The 20,806-nt window shown below is 45.4% G+C and carries 7 protein-coding genes; 5 read left to right on the top strand and 2 right to left on the bottom strand.

Features of this window, described 5'->3' with window-relative positions; all coding sequences use genetic code 11:
• Positions 1-139: 139 nt before the first annotated feature.
• Together QUB20_RS13290 and QUB20_RS13285 are read left to right on the top strand one after the other, a co-directional pair.
• Entirely contained in the window at positions 140-3,784 is a 3,645-nt protein-coding gene (locus tag QUB20_RS13290; protein WP_333246734.1) for a DUF4347 domain-containing protein, read from the top strand.
• Positions 3,785-4,653: 869 nt separating this feature from the next.
• Positions 4,654-7,983, top strand: a complete 3,330-nt coding sequence (locus QUB20_RS13285; protein ID WP_333246732.1) for a DUF4347 domain-containing protein — start codon at positions 4,654-4,656, stop codon at positions 7,981-7,983.
• A 262-nt stretch (positions 7,984-8,245) separates the two neighbouring features.
• Here QUB20_RS13285 and QUB20_RS13280 read toward each other — a convergent pair whose 3' ends face one another.
• Complete coding sequence (locus QUB20_RS13280; protein WP_333246730.1) at positions 8,246-11,761, bottom strand: WD40 domain-containing protein; 3,516 nt, start codon at positions 11,759-11,761, stop codon at positions 8,246-8,248.
• A gap of 127 nt (positions 11,762-11,888) precedes the next feature.
• A complete protein-coding gene (locus tag QUB20_RS13275; RefSeq protein WP_333246728.1) occupies positions 11,889-13,211 on the bottom strand; it encodes an AAA-like domain-containing protein in 1,323 nt (440 codons plus the stop codon).
• 819 nt (positions 13,212-14,030) lie between these two features.
• On the opposite strand from QUB20_RS13275, the gene QUB20_RS13270 reads away from it, so the two are divergent.
• The 3 genes from QUB20_RS13270 (at position 14,031) to QUB20_RS13260 (ending at position 20,783) form a co-directional block, all read left to right on the top strand.
• On the top strand, positions 14,031-15,599 hold the full coding sequence (locus tag QUB20_RS13270) for an ATP-binding protein (RefSeq protein ID WP_333246726.1): 1,569 nt from the start codon (positions 14,031-14,033) through the stop codon (positions 15,597-15,599).
• Between the two features lie 90 nt (positions 15,600-15,689).
• Positions 15,690-19,370, top strand: coding sequence for a GAF domain-containing protein (locus QUB20_RS13265; RefSeq protein ID WP_333246724.1), 3,681 nt, complete (start codon positions 15,690-15,692; stop codon positions 19,368-19,370).
• 195 nt (positions 19,371-19,565) lie between these two features.
• Entirely contained in the window at positions 19,566-20,783 is a 1,218-nt protein-coding gene (locus QUB20_RS13260) for an adenylate/guanylate cyclase domain-containing protein (RefSeq protein ID WP_333246753.1), read from the top strand.
• Positions 20,784-20,806 lie beyond the last annotated feature (23 nt).

The following is a 20,806-nucleotide window of genomic DNA, read 5'->3' as shown; positions in this document are numbered from 1 at the left end:
ATGCCGAGCAAAATAAATCAACAAAAATATTTTAAAAAAGGCATCATCTATCAATTGGGTGTTAAGATATAATGAAATAAGCCTGATGAGATAACTCCGGGGTGTATCTACTAATAATGCCCTTAATGGAGTCTCCAATATGAGTTCTACATTCGCTCAAGTTAACTCACAATCTGCTTTTGAAGAACGGCCAGTGCGCTCCTTAGTCTTCATTGACGCCGGCGTGAAAGATTACGAGTCAATTACAGCAGGAGTGCTGCCCGGACAGCAGGTAGTAATACTCGATCGCACCAAAAACGGCATCGAACAAATCACATCCGAGATGGAAAAATACGCCTCTACTAAGGGGGCGATAGACTCGGTTCACATTATTTCTCACGGCAGTTCAGGCAGCCTACAATTAGGCAATACCGCTCTGGGTTCAGATAACATAGAGCAATACAAAAGCCAGTTGGAAAAGTGGCAAACTTCACTAGCCCCAGAAGCAGACATCATGCTGTACGGCTGCGATGTAGCAGGCGGTACAGGTGTTAATTTCGTCGATCGATTCAGTCAATTAACCGGAGCTGACGTTGCGGCCTCTACCAACATAACTGGCAGCAACGGCGACTGGAATTTAGAATTTGCTAAGGGTCAGATTGAATCTCCCTTAGCTTTGGGGCCAGAGGCTATGGCAAGTTACCAAGGTGATTTAGCTACGATCGTAGTAGCCAACAATAGCGATAGCGGGCCGGGTTCATTAAGGGCTGCGATCGCCACCGCTGTTGCCGGCGATATCATTACCTTCGCTCCAGGTTTAGCCAACCAAACCATTACCCTCACCAGCGGTCAACTCGATATTCCCGTTGGCAAAAACATCACCATTGACGGCGCCGCCGCACCCGGTTTAACCATCAGTGGCAACAACGCATCCCGCGCCTTTTTTGTCAATGCCAACGTTGCGACTGCTACGAATTTTACAGTCAAAAACCTCGCTATTATCAACGGTAAAACGGTGGATAATGGTGGGGCGATCGGTACACAAGACGAAGTAACGATGACCGTAGAAAACGTTCAGTTTACCAACAACGTGGCTGATAAAGGCGGCGGTGCAATCTTCAGCGGCTGGAACAACACCCTGACCGTTACCGACAGTAAATTCACCGGAAATAAAGCCACTGCAACCAACGATGAACGTGGCGCTGGCGGTATTGCTTTTGCAAGTAATAAAAACCTCACCGTTGTTAACAGCGACTTCACCAACAACTTAGGAATTAATGGTGGGGCAATTAACAGCCTAAACGGCAAGTTAACAGTTGAAAACTCGCGATTCATCGGCAACGATACCACCTCCGGCCAGTTCGCCCCAAACGATCCCAACGGCAATTCTTTTTTAAGGGGTTTCGGCGGGGCAATTTACACAGACCGCGCCAGTTCTACTGACGAGCCTTCCGGCACAATTAAAATCAGCAAAAGCGTATTCCAAAACAACAAAGGGCGAGGCGAAGGCGGAGCAGCTTATCTGTTTACCGGCACCCAAGATAGCGTAAGTATTGCAGACAGCACCTTCCAAAATAACGAAATTCTGGCGCTACCCAACGGTGGAAATGCTGGAAACGGTGGTGGGGTAACGATTTTGAGCGACAGAACCAACCAGGGATTGACCATTGCCAACACCACCTTTGCTGGCAACAAAGCCAATAATCAAGGTGGCGGGCTGTGGATGCGAAATGCCCCTACTACGATTACTAACAGTACGTTTTCTGGCAACTCCACGGCGTTTGCTGCTGGTGATTTCAACAAACTCGGCGGTGCAATGACTCTTGGTGCACCCACAACCATTCTCAACACGACGATCGCCGATAATTCTGCAGGCTGGGTTGGTGGAGGTATCTTCGCCAATGCCAATAATGTCACCCTCAAAAACACTATTCTTTCCAACAATACAGCGGCTAACGGAGGAAACCCTTGGGGCATTCAGCAACACGTCACCGCCCAATATAGCGATCAAGGAGGGAATTTTCAGTGGCCGGCCAAAAACCCCAATGACGGAAGCGATTTCAATGCGACGGCAAGTGTGACGATCGCAGACCCCTTACTTGGCCCTTTGCAAAACATCAACGGCGCTTTAGTCAGGCCCCTGCTGACAGGAAGTCCGGCAATTGATAAAGGGATTGCCACCGGCGCACCCGCTACAGATCAGCGAGGCCTGACTCGCCCTCAAGATGGCGACAGCATTCCAGGTGCGATCGTGGACAGCGGCTCTTTTGAATTGGGAGGTAGTGTCGTCCCAGTGCCCACACCGACTCCGGCGCCAACTCCGACGCCCACACCCGAACCCACTCCCACACCGGAACCGACTCCGACTCCCACACCGGAACCGACTCCAACTCCCACACCGACTCCGGCGCCAACTCCGACGCCGGAACCGACTCCGACTCCCACACCGACTCCGGCGCCAACTCCGACGCCGGAACCGACTCCAACTCCCACACCGACTCCGGCGCCAACTCCGACGCCGGAACCGACTCCAACTCCCGCACCGACTCCGGCGCCAACTCCGACGCCCGCGCCGACTCCGACTGAGACTCCGACACCCACACCGGAACCGACTCCGACTCCAACACCGACTCCGGCGCCAACTCCGACGCCCGAACCGACTCCAACTCCCACACCGGAACCGACTCCAACTCCCACACCGGAACCGACTCCGACACCCACACCGGAACCGGCACCAACTCCCACACCGGAACCGGCACCAACTCCCACACCTGCGCCGACTCCGCCGCCGACACCAACTCCCGCACCGACACCAACTCCGGCCTCGGATGGTTCCCTGCTCGATAGCCTCAACGCCCCGCAACTCGACTCTGCCACCATCACCCCCAACCCCGTCCAAGAAACTATCAACGGCGGTAACGATGCCGATTTCATCATGGGCGGTGGCATCAACGAGTCGATTAACGGACAAGTCGGCAACGATATTCTTTACGGCATGGGCGGCAATGACAACATTGACGGCGGTGCAGATAACGACTCAATCTTCGGCAATGGAGGCAGCGATTTCATCTCTGGCGACGCTGGCAACGATACCATCTACGCTGGCAAAGATAATGACACTGTGGTTGGTGGTGAGGGCGAGGACTTGTTGAGGGGAGATTTAGGCAATGATACAGTTGCCGGCGGCCTTGGCAACGACAGCATTTTCGGCGGTAAAGATGACGATATCTTGCTGGGTGAAGATGGAGACGACTACATTTTAGGCAACTTGGGAAATGACACAATTAATGCTGGAAATGGCAACGATATTGCCTTTGGCAATGAAGGTGCAGACCTGATTTTTGGCTTATTGGGAAATGACACGCTTTACGGCGGCAAAGAAAACGACAGTCTCGATGGCGGTGAGGGCAACGACTTGCTTTTGGGCGGCAATGAAAACGATGTGCTGTTCGGCGACATCGGTAACGATACCCTGTACGGCGGCAAAGCTAATGATATTCTCAGCGGCGGTGCTGGGGACGATTTCCTTTCCGGCGATGTTGGGGACGATACATTGACTGGTGGTTCGGGAAATGATGTGTTTTTCCTCAATCAAAGTTTGGGTAGCGACATCATTACTGATTTCCGCAAGGGAGAGGATTTAATTGGGTTGAGTTCTGGTTTGAGTTTTAATCAACTCAGTATTACTTCCAGCAACAATCAAACTTTGATTACTGTGACGGACACCAATCAATTGTTGGCGAAGCTTAACAATATTACCCCCGGTATTCTCACCGCTAGCGATTTCACTCAGGTAACAATCTAACTGGCTGGGGTAGGGTGCGCCATCAGCAGCCCGCCCCTACGCAGGGCTGTTTCATTCTCTTGTAGGGGCAGCCCCCCGTGGCTGCCCCAATCTCTGAAACATGAGCAAATCGTGGATGGGGAGGGTAGGCACGGGGAGTAGGGGTAGCACTACAAGAGTCAAAATCATCGTTTTCTTGAGAATGAAACAGCCCTGCGCCCCTACGGGGGCTACGCCAACGAAGAGGAGCGATCGATCTGATTCTTTTCAAGTGCGATCGGTAATAAATCTTGTTTATTGCCGATCGCCCACACCTAGAATGAGACACACCCGTCTATTGCAATCCTGAGCTGGCTAGCCATAAGTAGCGGCCGAATAAAGCCTGCTTTCTCAACCAATAATTTTCAGATTTGTGGGAACTTTTTTACAGATAGGAAAAAAGTTAAATTAATCAAAATTTTAGGGAATTTTCCTGGTTTTATCTAATGTGAATGTATCAGGTACTAGCTAGAGCAATTCTCAGGAACTCAGAACCACATAAAATATTTTCTGAATTTTACCTGACCAAGGCTTCCCAATGGTTTGATGCACTACGTATCTGGCTAATGGTGTGCATAGCAAATCTACCGAGGTTCCCGTGCCGGACTATTTACATTACATCCTCTGCATTTAATTGCTAAAAAAAATCGCAATTTTTACACAGCAAAAGCTGATTAGGGAGAAAAGTATTGGGTTTCACTTAGGGATAAGATTCAAGTTTTTCCCTAAAGTTTAATATCCCCGATGGATTACCGAGGTTTTAATTCTGCCTACTGCCTTCTGCATCTCTAGCCTTCTGCTTTCAAGGTGAATCTACCAGCAAATAGTAAACATTCTCATGGGTATGCCAAATGAGTTCAACTTTTGCCACCAACATGGATTCACAATCTGTTCTCCACAATGCTGGTTCTAAATCTATTGTCTTCATTGATTCCGACTTAGATGACTATCAAACTCTTGCCGGTGGCGTGCTTCCCGGTGCAGAGATCATCATTTTAGATAAAAATGGTAACGGAGTCGAGCAAATTACTGCGAAACTGCAAACAATTTCGGCTGCGGGGGAAACTGTAGACCAAGTTCACGTTTTTTCTCACGGCAATTCGGGCAGCTTGCAGCTAGGTTCTGCAACGTTAAATGCGGATAATTTATCACAATATGAAAGCCAGTTGCAAGGGTGGCGAAATGCGCTAAGCGACCAAGCAGATATTGTGATTTACGGTTGTGATGTTGCTGCGGGTTCGGGAAGCGATTTTGTCGATCGCCTGGGCGAGTTAACCGGGGCTGATATTGCTGCATCTAGCGATCGCACTGGCCGCGGTGGTAACTGGAATTTGGAGTTTGCCAAGGGCGATATTGAAGCACCGCTAGCCTTGACTCCAGAGGCAATGGCGGATTATCAAGGGGCTTTAGCAACTATTACCGTTACCAACAATAATGATAGCGGGCCGGGTTCATTGAGAGATGCGATCGCCTCCGCAGCAGCCGGCGATACCATTCAATTTGCCTCCACTCTTGCGGGCCAAACAATTACCCTAACGAATGGTCAACTTGTTATCAACAAAAACTTGACAATTGATGCAGTTGGTGCAGCCAATTTAACCATCAGTGGCAACAATGCTTCGCGGGTCATTCTCACAGAAGGTTCGACCAATGTTACTCTAAAAAACCTGATTATTGCCAACGGCAAAGTTTCTGGTACTGACCCCAATAATCAGACAACTAGCGCCGGTGGTGGCATTCAAACAGGAGGTAGCAGCACTTTAACTTTAGAAAATTGCCAAGTCAATAATAATGTTGCCGGTTTTGGTGGCGGCATTTACACGGGTTTTCGCAGCACGACGACTGTCATTAACAGCAAATTTAGCGACAATGATGGTTCACTAGCTAACAATACCGAACGTGGTGGCGGCGCGATCGCCACTAAAAGCGGCGGTGTTCTGACTATCAGAGATAGCGAATTTACCAACAACAAAGGCAGCTACGGCGGTGCTGTTAATAACCTGTTGGGCAGCATGACGATCGAAAACTCTAAATTCACAGGGAACCGCACAGATAAAGGCGTTGGCGGGGCAGTTTACGTCGATGGCGCTAATGCTTCGGGGCCGAATGCAACCCCCGGCCCAGTTGCCGGAACTATTGCTATCCGCAACAGCCTTTTTGATGGCAATATCGGAGCGAGAGAAGGAGGCGCAGCCTTTTTGTTTGGTTATTTGCAAGATAAAGTGGTCTTGGAAAATAGCACTTTTATTAACAATAAAGCTGTTAAAGATCCAGCAGGAGTTGGAGGTTCGGGAGGCGCAATTCGTCACGGAAATACCGAACTTACGGTAACAAATTCCACTTTTGCTAATAACCAAGCTGAAGATAATGGGGGCGGTTTGTTGTCAGGAGAGAATGGAAATATCAGCATTGTCAACAGTACATTTTCCGGCAACAGCGCTGCTAAGCAGGGCGGAGCAATGCTTGTCGCTAACAGAGATTCCTTTTCGACTAACATCGTCAATTCGACTTTTGCTCAAAATACCGCTGAATTTTCGGGAGGTATTGCTACTTTTAACGACCCTGTGAAATCGCCAATTACTGTCAAGAATTCGATTTTTGATAGGAATACGGCAAGTAATCCTTTTAAAACGAGGCAGCACACTGGACGGCAGCTAATCGATGGGGGAAACAATATTCAATTTCCCGCTAAACTGACCGTGGGAGATCCTAATGATAGTAATGTTACGGCAAATGTGACGATCGCAGATCCCTTACTCGGCCCTTTGGAAAATATTAACGGCGCTTTCGTGCTGCCGCTGCTAACAGGAAGTCCGGCAATTGATACCGGTACTGGTGCGGGCGCGCCGGCAGCAGATCAGCGCGGTGTGAGTCGCCCTCAAGATGGTGATAATAACGGAAGTGCGATCGTTGATATTGGCGCTTATGAATTTAACCCTACAGTCACGCCGACTCCAACTCCGACGCCCACTCCAACTGAGACTCCGACTCCGACTCCGACTCCGACTCCCACTCCCACGCCCACACCCGAACCGACTCCGACTCCCACACCGGAACCAACTCCCACGCCCACACCCGAACCGACTCCGACTCCCACACCGGAACCGACTCCGACGCCCACACCCGAACCGACTCCCACGCCCACACCGGAACCGACTCCCACGCCCACACCGGAACCGACTCCCACGCCCACACCGGAACCGGCCGTAGATGATTGCCTACTCGATAGCCTCAACGCCCCGCAACTCGACTCTGCCACCATCACCCCCAACCCCGTCCAACAAACAATCAACGGCGGCGACACTACCGATTTCATCATGGGCGGTGTCATCAACGATTCAATTAACGGACAAGCCGGCAACGATACTCTCTACGGCATGGCCGGCAATGACAACATTGACGGCGGCGCAGATAACGACTCAATCTTCGGCAATGAAGGCAGCGATTTCATCTCTGGCAGCGCTGGCAACGATACCATCTACGCTGGCAAAGATCCTGACACTGTTGTTGGTGGTGAGGGCGACGACTTGTTGAGGGGAGATATCGGCAATGATACAGTTGCCGGCGGCGTTGGTAACGACAGCATTTTTGGCGGTAAAGATGACGATATCTTGCTGGGTGAAGATGGCGACGACTACATTTTAGGCAACTTAGGAAATGACACAATTAATACCGGAAACGACAACGATATTGCCTTTGGCAATGAAGGTGCAGACCTGATTTTTGGCGACATCGGTAACGATACCCTGTACGGCGGCAAAGAAAACGACAGTCTCGATGGCGGTGAGGGCAACGACTTGCTGTTCGGCGGCAATGAAAACGATGTGATCTGTGGCGACATCGGTAACGATAGCCTGTACGGAGGCAAAGGTAATGATATTCTCAGTGGTGGCAGCGGTGCCGATTTCCTTTCCGGGGATGTTGGGGACGATACTTTGACTGGTGGTTCGGGAAATGATGTGTTTTTCCTCAATCAAAGTTTGGGTAGCGACATCATTAATGATTTCCGCAAGGGAGAGGATTTAATTGGGTTGAATTCTGATTTGAGTTTTAATCAACTCAGTATTACTTCCAGCAACAATCAAACTTTGATTACTGTGACGGATACCAATCAATTGTTGGCGAAGCTTAACAATATTACCCCCGGTATTCTCACCGCTAGCGATTTCATTACTCTGTAGTTATTATACTAAATCCGGTTTGTCTCTACCCTCGATCATTCTGCGTATCCTTCGGCGGTGGAAACCAGGGCAACCACGGGGGGATTGCCCCTACAAAAACGAAGTCTGCCTCCGCAGACTGAGATAAAAGGAGTAGTTAAGCCGGATTTAGTATTATAGCCTCTCCCAATAAAAAGTAGCCAAATATGATAAATTTTCTCTAATCTTCTGATGCTATAGCCACACATATTAATCTATTATTCCTAATAAAGCGGACTTGATATTATTTCGTTTTAATACGATCGCACAAATGTCTATCCTCCTCCTTCACATCGGCATTGGTTCGCAGATAATCCCCCACGCGATCGCATCCAGAGGCTAGTACCCGATCTAACTCTACACTCTGCTCTAAATTCCAGAGAATTACTGTTTTATCCTCTGAAGCAGAAGCAAGAGTTTTGCCGTCAGAACTAAAAACTAAAGACCCCACCCGTGCGTTATGTCCAATTAAAGTGGTAATCTCATTGCCGTCACGTTGCCAAAGTTTAATCATACCGTCACTACCCCCTGTAGCGATCGTTTTATTGTCAGGACTAAAAGCCACACTCCAAATTCCAGAAAGATGTCCCTTGAGAGTGTGTAGCAACTTACCATCACGACTCCAAAGTTTAGCCGTTTTGTCATCACTCGCCGAAACAATTATCTCGCCGTCCGGGCTGAAAGCTACACCAAAAACTAAACTACTGTGACCTTGAATGGTCTTAATTAACCTACCATCAAGCCGCCAAAGCTTAACTGTCTTATCTCCACTTGTTGAAGCAATAACCTTCCCATCAGGACTAAAAGCTACCCCCCAAACCCCAGCTTTATGTCCTCTGAGGGTAGTCAATTCGGTTCCGTCTAACTGCCAAAGTTTGACTGTTCTATCCCCACTGGAAGAAGCTATGATTTTGCCGTCAGGACTAAAAACAACTCTCCTCATATCAACTCCTCCTGGGAGAGTCTTCAATAAAGTGCCATCAGCACTCCAAAGTTTAACGGATTTGTCTGCACTAGCGACAGCAATAATTTTGTTATCGGGACTGATAGCAACACCACTAAACGCAGAGTTACGCCCCTCTAATCGCCTCAGTAACTTACGGTTTCTGTGCCACAGAAAAACCTCATTTCCACTTGATGAAACAACAAATTCTTGATTTTTGCTTAAAGCTACTCCCCAAACGCCAGCAGTATGTCTCCGTAGAATTGTCAGCAAGGAATTACTGAATTTCCAGAGTTTAACAGTGCCATCAAAAGAAGTCGATGCGAGATATTCCCCATTGTGACTAAATGAAAGATCGCTAATTGCGCTGCCATGTGCTTTGATCGTGGTGAGTAAGGTGCCGTCAATGTTCCAGAGTTTGAGTATTTGGTTATCAGAACCAGAGGCGATGGTTTCTCCATCGGGGCTAAAAGCTAATGCCTGAACTCCTGCCTCATGGGCGGCAATTGTTCTTAACAAAGTGCCGTCACGGTGCCAGAGTTTAATAGTACCGTCTCCAGTGCCCGCAGCGATCGCCTTACCATCAGGACTAAAGGTAATAGATAAAACAGGAGATTCATTTTGTGAAAGCGTTTTGAGCAAGGTGCCATCACGCCGCCAAATTTTCACAGTGCTATCTTCAGAAGCGGAGGCAATTAACTCTCCATCTGGGCTAAAAACTGCTTTCCTGACTACGCCACGATGCCCTGTTAATGTCTTGAATAATGTGCCATTGCGCCGCCACAGTTTCACCGTACTATCTTGGGAAGCTGAGACAATTAATTCTCCATCTGGGCTAAACTTGACGCTGTAAATTGGAGCTTTATGTCCTGTCAGAGTGTGTAAAGGTAGTGCTGCTTTATCTGTGGTACTGTTAAGCTGCCAGAGTTTAATTGTTAAGTCTCCACTCCCAGAAACGATAATCTGACGATCGGGACTGATCGCAATTCCTAGAACTGGTGCTATATGTGCTTTGAAGGTGCGAATTAATCGGCCATCTTGATGCCAAATTTGCACCTCCCCGTCGCTTGTCCCCACAGCGATCATCTCATCATCAAGACTAATGGCTAAGGCATTCATCCAACCACGATTGCCTGAAAAACGGTTATATTCAATTGCTCCATAAATTGCTCGACGTAGCGCCGATTCAACCATGTCATTTGTCGGGATATCTGTACCGTTTAATAGTTGTAGTTCTTTTCTGGCTTTGAGGGCTTCTCTTAAGGCATCTAACCGCTTATCTAAGGCAAATAAAGCTTCGGAATACTGCGTTATACTTTGAATTTTACCAATTTTTTCATTGCGTTGGCTTTGAGAGGCTTGATGATATTGTGAAAAGGCGATCGCTCCCAATCCTAAAGCTAAGATTAATGCCATACTTAGTGTTACTATAAAGTGTTTTTGTCGTTTGGCATTTTTTTTCTGCTCGAATAGTCGCGCTTCAACTTCTGTTAGTCGTGCTGCTTCTAGTCCTTGGTGCACTTCGATTCGATCTAATTCTTCACTTTGGGATAAAAACTGATAATCTAGGTCACTTAAACTTTTTCCTCGCGCCCAATTTTGAGCGTCTTTCAATGCTTGTCCCCGCAAGAGGCGCGATTTATCTTGTTGTTTTGCCGCCCACCACGCATCTAAGTTTTGCGAGTAAGGACGTAGTAATCCTAATTTAGTTTCTATCCATTCGCTGTCAAAAACTTTTTGATAAATTCGATTCTTTACTTTCAGAAAACCTTGTTTTTTTTCTACCAAGCCACTGAGTAGCAATTCTATTTGTTCTCGACTGTCATCGGTGGGCACTGGCACGCCTTGCCAAATTTTCTGGTAAATTCCTAGCCATCTACCCATGCGTTGCTCGTTTCGCAAGATGCGATCGCGGATTGTCTTTAAATGCTCAGGTTCATCTTGGGATTCCCAGTTATTGATGATGTTTTCTGTCACCACCGATTCCACAAAAAATTCCTCGGTTCCCGGTGGGATTTTTAAATCCCCGCTGTGGGATGCGCCCGCTATTCTTACCACTAATTCACATATTTTTTGAGTTAAAAATGGCTGTCCTTCCGTCCAAGCTAAGATTTCTTTGAGAACTGCCTGCGGATTGGCTATGACCTTTTCTAACCCTTTCGCTAATGGTTGCGCTTCTTCTAAGCTAAATCCTGACAAATCAATTGCTTGTCCGATATTAAAAGGTGTCCGATTTTTATCGGCGATTAAATCGCTGGGTGCAGCTACTCCGAAAATCGCGAAGGTAATCCGGTTGTAGGCAGGATTAATGGCTCGTTGGTTGTAACAATAACGAATCAAGGCGAAAAAGTCATCAACGGGAAAATCTAAGCTTAAAATACTATCAATCTCATCGACAAATATAAAAATTCTCTCGTTAGCAAAGTTTGCTAATAAAATATCTTCAATAAATTGACTCAATCTTTGGAGGAGAGAAACTTCTTCTTGTTCTTTCCACCAGGTTTTTAAATTGACTTTTCCTACCAAATTGAAACTGCGCCACAAATCGCCAACAATTCCTTTGTACCACTGTAGGGGAGTGATATTTTCGCTACCGATGCGGGTCATGTCGATCGTGCTGCATTGAAAACCTTCTGCTTGCAGTCGGTGCAGGGTACGGACTAAGAGAGAAGATTTGCCCATTTGCCGGGAGTTAAGCACGTAACAAAATTCGCCAGCTTTTAAGGCTTCATAAAGTTCGGAATCTGCTTGCCGCACTACGTATGTAGGCGCATCACTGGCGAGACTGCCACCAATTTGGTATGTTACCTGGGTCATGCCGTTTATGGGTTAATTTGAAATAGAGCTTCTAGCATTAAAAAAGTTGGTTTAGGATGTGGTGCGATCGCTTGCTTTCCCCGATTTAAACTTAACGGTCGAACAGATTTTTCAAGTGGGGCAATAACTAACTAAAGTTGTGCGAACCAAAATAGAGGCGGTACAACTCGCAGCTTAGCGTACAGCGGTTGTTATCGATATGAATCAGGCCCATACTAAATAATTTAGAAGCTACTATCGGATCTAATTCCACTCCGTGTTCCGATTTTACCACTTGTTTAAGTGCAACCATAAGTTCGGGTTCCTCTTGCAATGTTGCCCAAAAACTCCGCAAATAATCTTTATAAATTCCCGCTATTGTCGGAGCTTCTTGTAGTAGCCGATCTAGCGTTACACTGTTTTGACAGAGGTGGTAAAGAGCTAGCCGCACCAGATAAGGATGTCCCCCCACCATTGCCATCAGTCGATCGGCATTGGAGCCATCTGTCCAATCCACTCCGTGACGCTGGGCTAAAGCAAGTATCTGCTCTTCTGTAAAATAGGGCAATTGCAGTGGTAAACCGATATTAAAAGGCGATTCAGTGAGCTTTAAAGGAATATAAATTTCTGTGGAGTGAAGAACGATTAACCGCAGTTTTCCCAAGGTTTCAATCCGCTTTGCTTCTTCATGCCAGCTTCGCAGCAGTGGCAAAAATTCTCTGGCAATTTTTGGATACTCAAAAATTATATTTACTTCATTTAAAGCTAACACAAGAGGCTTACTGATTTCTGCTAATATATATTGTTGCAAATAGATGGTGCAACTTACTTTGCTACCCATGTCTTCATCCCAATAATCATCTAATAGAGGTGGTAATTCTAGGTGACGGCTGATGTTGGCACAAAACCAGCGTAAAAATTTATCGATATTGACTAAAACAGCTTCCTCGGCTTGCTGAAAATCTAAACTTACAGTTCGATAGTCAAGAGAAGTCGCGCGCTCTAAAATCCGTAACAGAAGGGAACTTTTTCCCATCTTCCTGGGAGCTTTAATCCGCAGCACACTTCCGGGTTTGGCAATCTCTCGATAGGCGAGTTCTTCAATTAGCGGGTGATGGATATAAAATGGCGAACCCAGGGGCACGGGAGATCCGGGAAATTCTAAAGGTGTTGCGAGGCATTGGCTGCGGGTGAATTCTTCAATTAATTGTCGTTCCTCTGCGGTTAGGGAACGTGATTCTAAACAAGAGCGAAAATTTGATTTGCTAATAGATGTCTGCAAGATTTGAGAGAGAGATTGCCACAAAGACGAGGCGATGTTTCTCAGGTAATGCTCTCCGTAATGAGAGCCAGATGCAATACTTGTATAAGTCTTTCCTTCCCAAACTTGGCGGAGTATGATTTCTTGTATTGGATATAAATCTTTTTGCAATCGGACACGAGTTAGCTGTAGTACCTCATCTATCGTCATAATTTGCAATTATCCCCTGAGTGTATCGTTGATATTATCACTTATAATTGACTGTAAAGCTGAGAGCGATCGCCGATTGGATTGCGACACGATCCTGTCGCGACATTTTTCCGGGGGTAATTGGTCAAATCGGTTAAATATCCCCGAAGAGTATCACTGTCAATAATCAAGAATTCCCTCGCGGGGTAGTGGCGGGTGTATTTAACCTGTCTGCACTCTTCAAGGGTACAAGACTCAACCCACCTCTACAGGTTTTTGAGAATGGTTCTCTTCGTTAAGTTTAATCCGTGACATCCGTTAAATCTGGTGATTTCCCCGTTGCCTGACTCAGGGCTGTTTCATTCTCTTGTAGGGGCAGCCCCCCGTGGCTGCCCCCATGTCCCAAACGCCTGTGCAGTCGTCTGTGGCGGGGTAGGCACGGGGAGTAGGGGTAGCACTACAAGAGTCAAAATTCATGTTTTTGGTGAGAATGAAACAGCCCTGCGTTGCCGGACTGATCGCTGAGTGCTATAACCTAATTTCAATGGGCGCTGGCGCTCTTACTGGAAAGGAATCTGCGCTCAGTTTTTCTTGATCGTTGCCCAAAATGTCATCCCGGTGTCACAGTTGATAGTGAAGGCAGAATTAAAAATGTGACAGTTGACTTTGCTAAAGCTGAGTCGATTGATGTTAATTTAATTAACAGTAGTTTCAGATCGCTGCATTTACTGATCGCAAGTGTTAAGTCCCAAAGTCTAATTCTTATTTTTGTACCCCCATTTTTTAAGTTTTTCCAGTAATCACATCTGAAAAATATTAGCAAATAACCGAGTTGATTTAATGCAAATGGTTCATAAAATGTTCCCAAATTATTTTATTCCTCACGGTCATTGCTACTTGTGGAAGCCTGGATTAGTGGGGCTACACGTTTTGTCCGATGGTTTGATAGCCGTCGCTTATTTTTTGATACCGATTACGCTGATTTATATTGTCAAAAAACGGCAAGACGTACCTTTTGACTGGGTTTTCATGCTGTTCGGCTCTTTTATTATATGCTGCGGGATTACTCATATTATGGAAATATGGACGCTGTGGCATCCTAATTATTGGTTCTCGGGTTTTCTTAAAGGGATTACGGCGCTGATTTCGCTATGTACCGCAGCCGTGCTGGTGGAACTAATCCCAAAAATCTTGGCTATTCCCAGTCCCGCTCAATTGGCGGCGGCAAATTTGGCTTTACAAAATGAGATTGGCGATCGCAAACAAGCTCAGGAAGCACTCTCGGAATTAATGCTAGAATTGGAAAAACGGGTTATTGAGAGGACGATCGCTTTAGAAGTTGCTAATGAACGTTTGCAACAGGAAAATCGCGATCGCTCTTTGGCTGAAAATTCATTGCGGCACTCGGAAGCTAAACTGCGAGAGCAGACTCAGCACTTAGAGAACGCTCTGCAACAACTTAAAGGCGCTCAAGCTCAACTCGTACAAACTGAAAAAATGTCCTCTTTGGGGCAAATGGTAGCTGGGGTTGCTCACGAAATAAATAACCCTGTCAACTTCATTTATGGCAATCTGATTCCGGCTGAGGAATACATTAAAGATATTGTGGCATTGATTAAGGCTTATCAAGTTTATTACCCCACTCCGGCGCCGGAAATTGCAGATAAGATTCACACTATAGAACTCGATTTTATTTTAAAAGACTTGCAAAAACTTTTTGGTTCGATCAAAATTGGAGCAGAGCGAATTAAGGAGATTGTTAAGTCTTTACGAACTTTCTCGCGGTTAGACGAAGCTGACATGAAAAAAGTAAATATCCATGAAGGTCTCGATAGCACTTTAATGATTTTGCAGCACCGCTTGAAAGAACAAGCAAACCGTCCTCCTATCCAAGTGATTAAAGAGTATGGAGATGTGCCAGCATTGCAATGCTACGCTGGGCAGCTTAACCAAGTATTTATGAATATTTGTTCTAATGCTATTGATGCTTTAGAACAGATTGTACAGCAGGGATATTCGACCAACGGCTATTGGGAAAATAATTTATCTGAAAACTTAGAAAACCCCCATTGCCCACTGCTAAAAATTCGCATCCGCACGCTTTTAGTTGATGGCAAGTGGGTGCAGATTCACATTGCTGATAATGGCAGTGGCATAGATTATGATGCGATCTCTAAAATTTACGATCCATTTTATACAACGAAACCTATTGGTGCTGGTACTGGGCTGGGTTTGGCGATTTCTTATCAAATTATTCAAGCCCATGAAGGTTATTTGCGCTGCACTTCCGAGGTTGGGAGAGGTACGGAGTTTATCATTGAAATTCCTTTGCGATCGCAATTTGGCGATCGCCACATAGTGCAGAAGCAAGCTGTTATGAAGAAGCAGGGTTTAGGCGTTAATAAATAATGCTGAATCCAGCTACAATTTTCGGTTTCGTTTATTTTTTGCCTAACTAAGGCATCATCAAATCCATATTATCTGCCAATAACAACTATTATGTGGGAAGCACTCAAAAATATCTTTTCCTCAACTCAGTATATGCCTCACGGTCATTGCTATCTTTGGCAAACGCCTTTAGTGTGGCTGCACGTAACTGGGGACTTTTTAATCGCGATCGCCTACTATTCAATTCCGGCGATGTTAATTTATTTTATCTTCAAGCGGCGCGATGTTCCTTTTTTAGGAATATTTGGTTTATTTGGTGCATTTATTATTCTGTGCGGCACGGGTCACTTGCTCGACATTTGGACGTTGTGGCATTCCGCTTATTGGCTGTCGGGGATTGAAAAAGGAATTACTGCACTGGTTTCCTGCTTCACTGCCGCCTCAATGGTAACACTATTGCCCCAGTTTTTGTCTTTAAAAACCCCCCAAGAATTAGAGGCAATAAATCGCAAGTTGCAAAGTGAAATTGCGGTGCGTGAAGAGGCAGAATTAGCGTTGCGCTACGCTTATGATGACTTAGAAATTAAAGTTCAAGAACGCACGGCACAGTTGACAGAAATCAATGGTTATTTAGAAGCAGAAATTAGAGAAAGAATTGTCGCTGAATCTGCTTTACGCGAACGAGAAACTAGGTTAACAGAACAACAAACGGGCTTGCTAGAATTAGCCAAAAATTCTAGTATCTACGAGGGAAATATCAGCGAGGCGTTGAGAGAGATTACGCAAATGGCAACTCGTACCCTGAATGTCGATCGGGCAAGTATTTGGTTTTATCAGGAAGATAAATCCGCAATGTGCTGTGCGGATCTTTACGAACTGACGCCCGATCAACACAGCGCCGGTGCAGAACTGAAAGTTGCTGAGTATCCTAGCTATTTCCAAGCTTTGAATACAGAACAGGTACTCGCAGCGGTTGATGCCAAAACCGATCAGCGAACCCTAGAATTTAGCGAATCTTATTTGAGGCCATTAAACATCTCGTCCATGCTAGATGTTCCTATTACCCATAAAGGGCAAATTGCGGGTGTAATTTGTTTAGAACATCTGGGAAGGACTAGGAATTGGACGCTCGACGAACAAAGCTTCGCTAGCTATGTGGCGCAGATCGCAGCTTTAGCAATGGAAGCTCGCGATCGCAAGCAAGCCGAGTTAAACTTGCGTTCTGTCACCGAACGTTTGCAATATTTGCTGGCGACTACCCCGGCAGTGATTTTTAGCTGCAAATTAGGGGGAAATTATGACGTAACGTTTGTCAGCGATAATATTGTTTCAATGATTGGTTACGAAGCCAGAGAATTTCTTGATGGTTCCCTTGATTGGCATAGCCTGGTTCATCCAGACGATCGAGAGATTGTTGATACTTCATTCGCTCAGATATTGGAAAAAGAATCGATTTCCTACGAATACCGCGAACGGCACAAAGACGGTGGTTATCGCTGGATATACGATGAGGTTAAGTTAGTCAAAGATGCTGCTGGTCTACCTGTGGAGTGCGTGGGTTATGGAGTAGATATTACTGCTCGCAAACAGGCGGAACTAGCCTTGCAGCAGCAAGTAAAAAGGGAGCGGCTCGTTAATTCCATTCAAGAGCGGATTCGTTCTTCTCTTAACCTAGAAGAAGTAATGAAAATGGCTGTTGAAGAAATTCGCCAGTTTTTGTCAACTGATAGAACAATTATTTACCGATTTAATCCAGATTGGAGTGGATTTATAGCCGTCGAATCGGTATCCGTCGGTACGATGCCGATTTTGGGAATTGACATTAATGACCCTTGTTTTCGAGAACACTACGTCTCTGTTTACGAGCAGGGACACCTGCGCGCGATCGACAATATTTATACGGCAGGTATTTCAGAGTGCCACATTAATTTACTGAGCGAGTTGGAAATTAAAGCTAACCTCGTGGTTCCCATTTTGCAAGGTAAAAAACTATGGGGGCTACTCATTGCTCATCACTGCCGCAGTCAAAGGCATTGGATCTCTTCTGAGATAGAATCTCTCAAGCAAATTTCCGTGCAGCTAGCAATTGCCATCCAGCAATCCACCCTTTTTGAACAAGCCAAAACAGAAATTGCCGATCGCAAATTAGCAGAAACAGCATTACAAAAAGCTGTTGTAGCTGCTGATACAGCTAACCGCGCCAAGAGCGAATTCCTTTCTTCTATGAGCCATGAATTGCGGACTCCCCTGAATGCCATTCTCGGATTTAGTCAGGTGATGGTGCGCGATTCATCTCTCAACAATCAACACCAGCAGCACCTAGAAATTATTAATCGCGCTGGCGAACACTTGCTTTCGCTAATTAATGACATTTTGGAAATGTCCAAAATTGAAGCGGGCCGAAGTCAGCTTAATGAAAGCAGTTTTAATTTAATGCGCTTGCTGAAAACCTTAGAAGAAATGTTTCGATTAAAAGCTAAATCTAAGAAATTGCAGCTAAATTTGGAAGTGGGTGACGGTGTACCGCACTTTGTTAGTGGAGATGAAGGTAAACTGCGGCAAATTTTGATTAATCTTGTAGGAAATGCGATCAAGTTTACAGAGATGGGTAGCGTTACTTTGCGAGTTAAAAAGAAGGTAGAAGAAAGTTTGGGCGCTGAAACCGCAGAGTTTTCGGACACACAAACAAAACTTGCCGACGCGGCTTCTGAACATTCCGAAAGCTTAGCGGTTGAAACCACAGCTATACAAAGAAAACCTGGATGGTGCACTGGTTTTAATCCCTCCGAAAGCTTGGGGGAATTTGATTGTGTAGATGCGAATGACATTCACCCGGAATTGTTACGCCTTCAGTTTGAAATTGAAGATACTGGCCTTGGCATTGCCCCTGAAGAGATGAATAAGTTATTTGAACCCTTTGAGCAAACAAAAACAGGTCAAAAGTCTCAACAGGGGACTGGATTAGGTTTACCAATTAGCCGCAAATTTGTACAAATGATGGGAGGAGATATTACTGTCAGCAGTACACCTGAGTTGGGAAGTAAGTTTGCATTTGATATTCAAATCAGCCTTGCCACTCCCACCGAGATTAAAATCCTTAAACCGCAGAAAAAAGTAATTGCTTTAGCACCGAATCAACCAGAATACCGGATTTTGGTTGTTGACGATCGCGCGGATAACTGCCTAGTCATAGAGAGATTATTGTCACCACTAGGCATCCTCGTGCGATCGGCTAGAGATGGTCAAGAAGCTATTGCTGTATGGGAGGATTGGCAACCGCACCTGATCTGGATGGATATGCAGATGCCTGTCATGGATGGCTATGAAGCCACAAGACAAATTAAAGCTCATCCTCTTGGAAAACAAACTGCAATAGTTGCTCTTACTGCTAGCGCTTTTGAAGAAGAACGACAAACTATTTTAGGAGCAGGCTGCGATGATTTCATGCGTAAACCTTTCGAGGCAAAGATATTATTTGCGAAAATGGAAGAACTTTTAGGAGTGCGTTACATTTACGAGGAATCTGTTGATGCACCACTAGACAATGAAAGCGAAATTAGCGGAGTGACTAGCAATCAATCTGTCGAGTTACAACTCAGTCAAATGCCTCTTGATTGGGTAGAACAGATATCTCATGCCGCTCATGAATGCTGCGATGAGAAAATTGTCAAGTTGATTGAGGAAATGCCTAGCCAGTTGGCTTTTTCCGCACAATATTTAACTACTTTGGTGCAGGATTTCCTATTTGACGATATTATAGAGATAGCACAATCAGCAGTTGCATCGAGGTAAAAATACCTCTTTTCAATCAATCTAATTGGAGGAAGTTTTTATATTTAAAAAAGACCTAAAGTTAAGCCCATATAGCGTCTCGTTGCTATCTTCTTTTATGCGAGACAATCTCCTTTTATATTGTTTCGTTTTTGTTGAGGTAAACTTCTTAAGTGTTAATATCTTTTATTTTGAAAAACTACCGTGAGCGAGTGCATGGACAGCTATCAATATCCTACAATTCAAGCCAACATTTTAGTAGTTGATGATAAGCCCGATAATGTGCGGCTTTTATCTACAATATTGACCGAACAAGGGTATCAGGTTCGTAAAGCGCTGAACGGGCAAAGGGCGATCGCTACAGTGCAAGAGTTTCCGCCGACTCTAATTTTGCTGGACGTGATGATGCCAGACATGAATGGATATGAGGTATGTGCAAAGTTGAAAGCTTCACCAAAAACCAGTTCCATTCCCGTGATTTTCTTAAGCGCCTTAGATGACGTTTTAGATAAGGTGAAAGCTTTTGATGTGGGAGCAGTTGACTATATTACTAAACCTTTTCAAGGTAAAGAAGTATTGGCACGAGTGGCGAATCAGTTAACAATTCAAAGTCAACAACAGTTACTTCAAGAGCAAACGAAGCAATTCCAAGAACTTGTCGAACGTTTGCAAAACGAAATTAAAGAGCGGCAGGGGGTGGAGCTAGCTTTACGGCTTGCTCAAACAAAGTCGGATCATTTATTGCTGAATATTTTACCAGCAGCGATTGTTGAAAATTTGAAAAAGGGCGAGGGTTCTCCGGCCCAGAGGTTTGATTCAGCAACAGTTCTTTTTGCCGATATTGTCGATTTTACGTCTATTGCTGCTAGAATGTTACCTCTAGAATTGGTAAATGTACTAAACCAGATTTTTTCAAGGTTTGACCAACTAACTGAAAAACACGGTTTGGAAAAAATTAAAACAATTGGAGATGCTTATATGGTAGCGGGGGGGTTGCCGGTGCCGAGGGCAGATCATGTAGAAGCGATCGCGAATATGGCCTTGGATATGCAGGAAGCGATCGCTGATTTTCAAACTGACAGAGGCGAACCATTTCAAATTCGGATTGGCATTCATACAGGGCCAGTAGTTGCGGGCGTAATTGGCACTAAAAAATTTAGCTATGACTTGTGGGGAGATACTGTTAATGTTGCTTCTCGGATGGAATGTCAAGGATTACCGGGATATATTCAAGTTACTACAGCTATTTACGAACTGTTAAAAGATCGGTATTTATTTGAGGAAAGAGGTGCGATCGCGGTTAAAGGAAAAGGAGAGATGATCGCCTATTGGTTAAAAGCTAAAAAAAATAATTCAGCGGTTGAAAGCGATGCTTGTCTAACGCAGTCCACTCCTACGGAACTAAGAGAGTACCCACATACCCCACTTCTTTAAGAAGTCGGGTATCTAACCTAGGA

Origin of the sequence: Microcoleus sp. B4-C2, from assembly GCF_036705265.1 — a bacterium.
In the GTDB taxonomy this organism is placed as follows: Bacteria; Cyanobacteriota; Cyanobacteriia; order Cyanobacteriales; family Microcoleaceae; genus Microcoleus.
The sequence above is the reverse complement of the archived record's forward strand: the minus strand, read 5'-3'. Positions and strand labels throughout refer to the sequence as shown.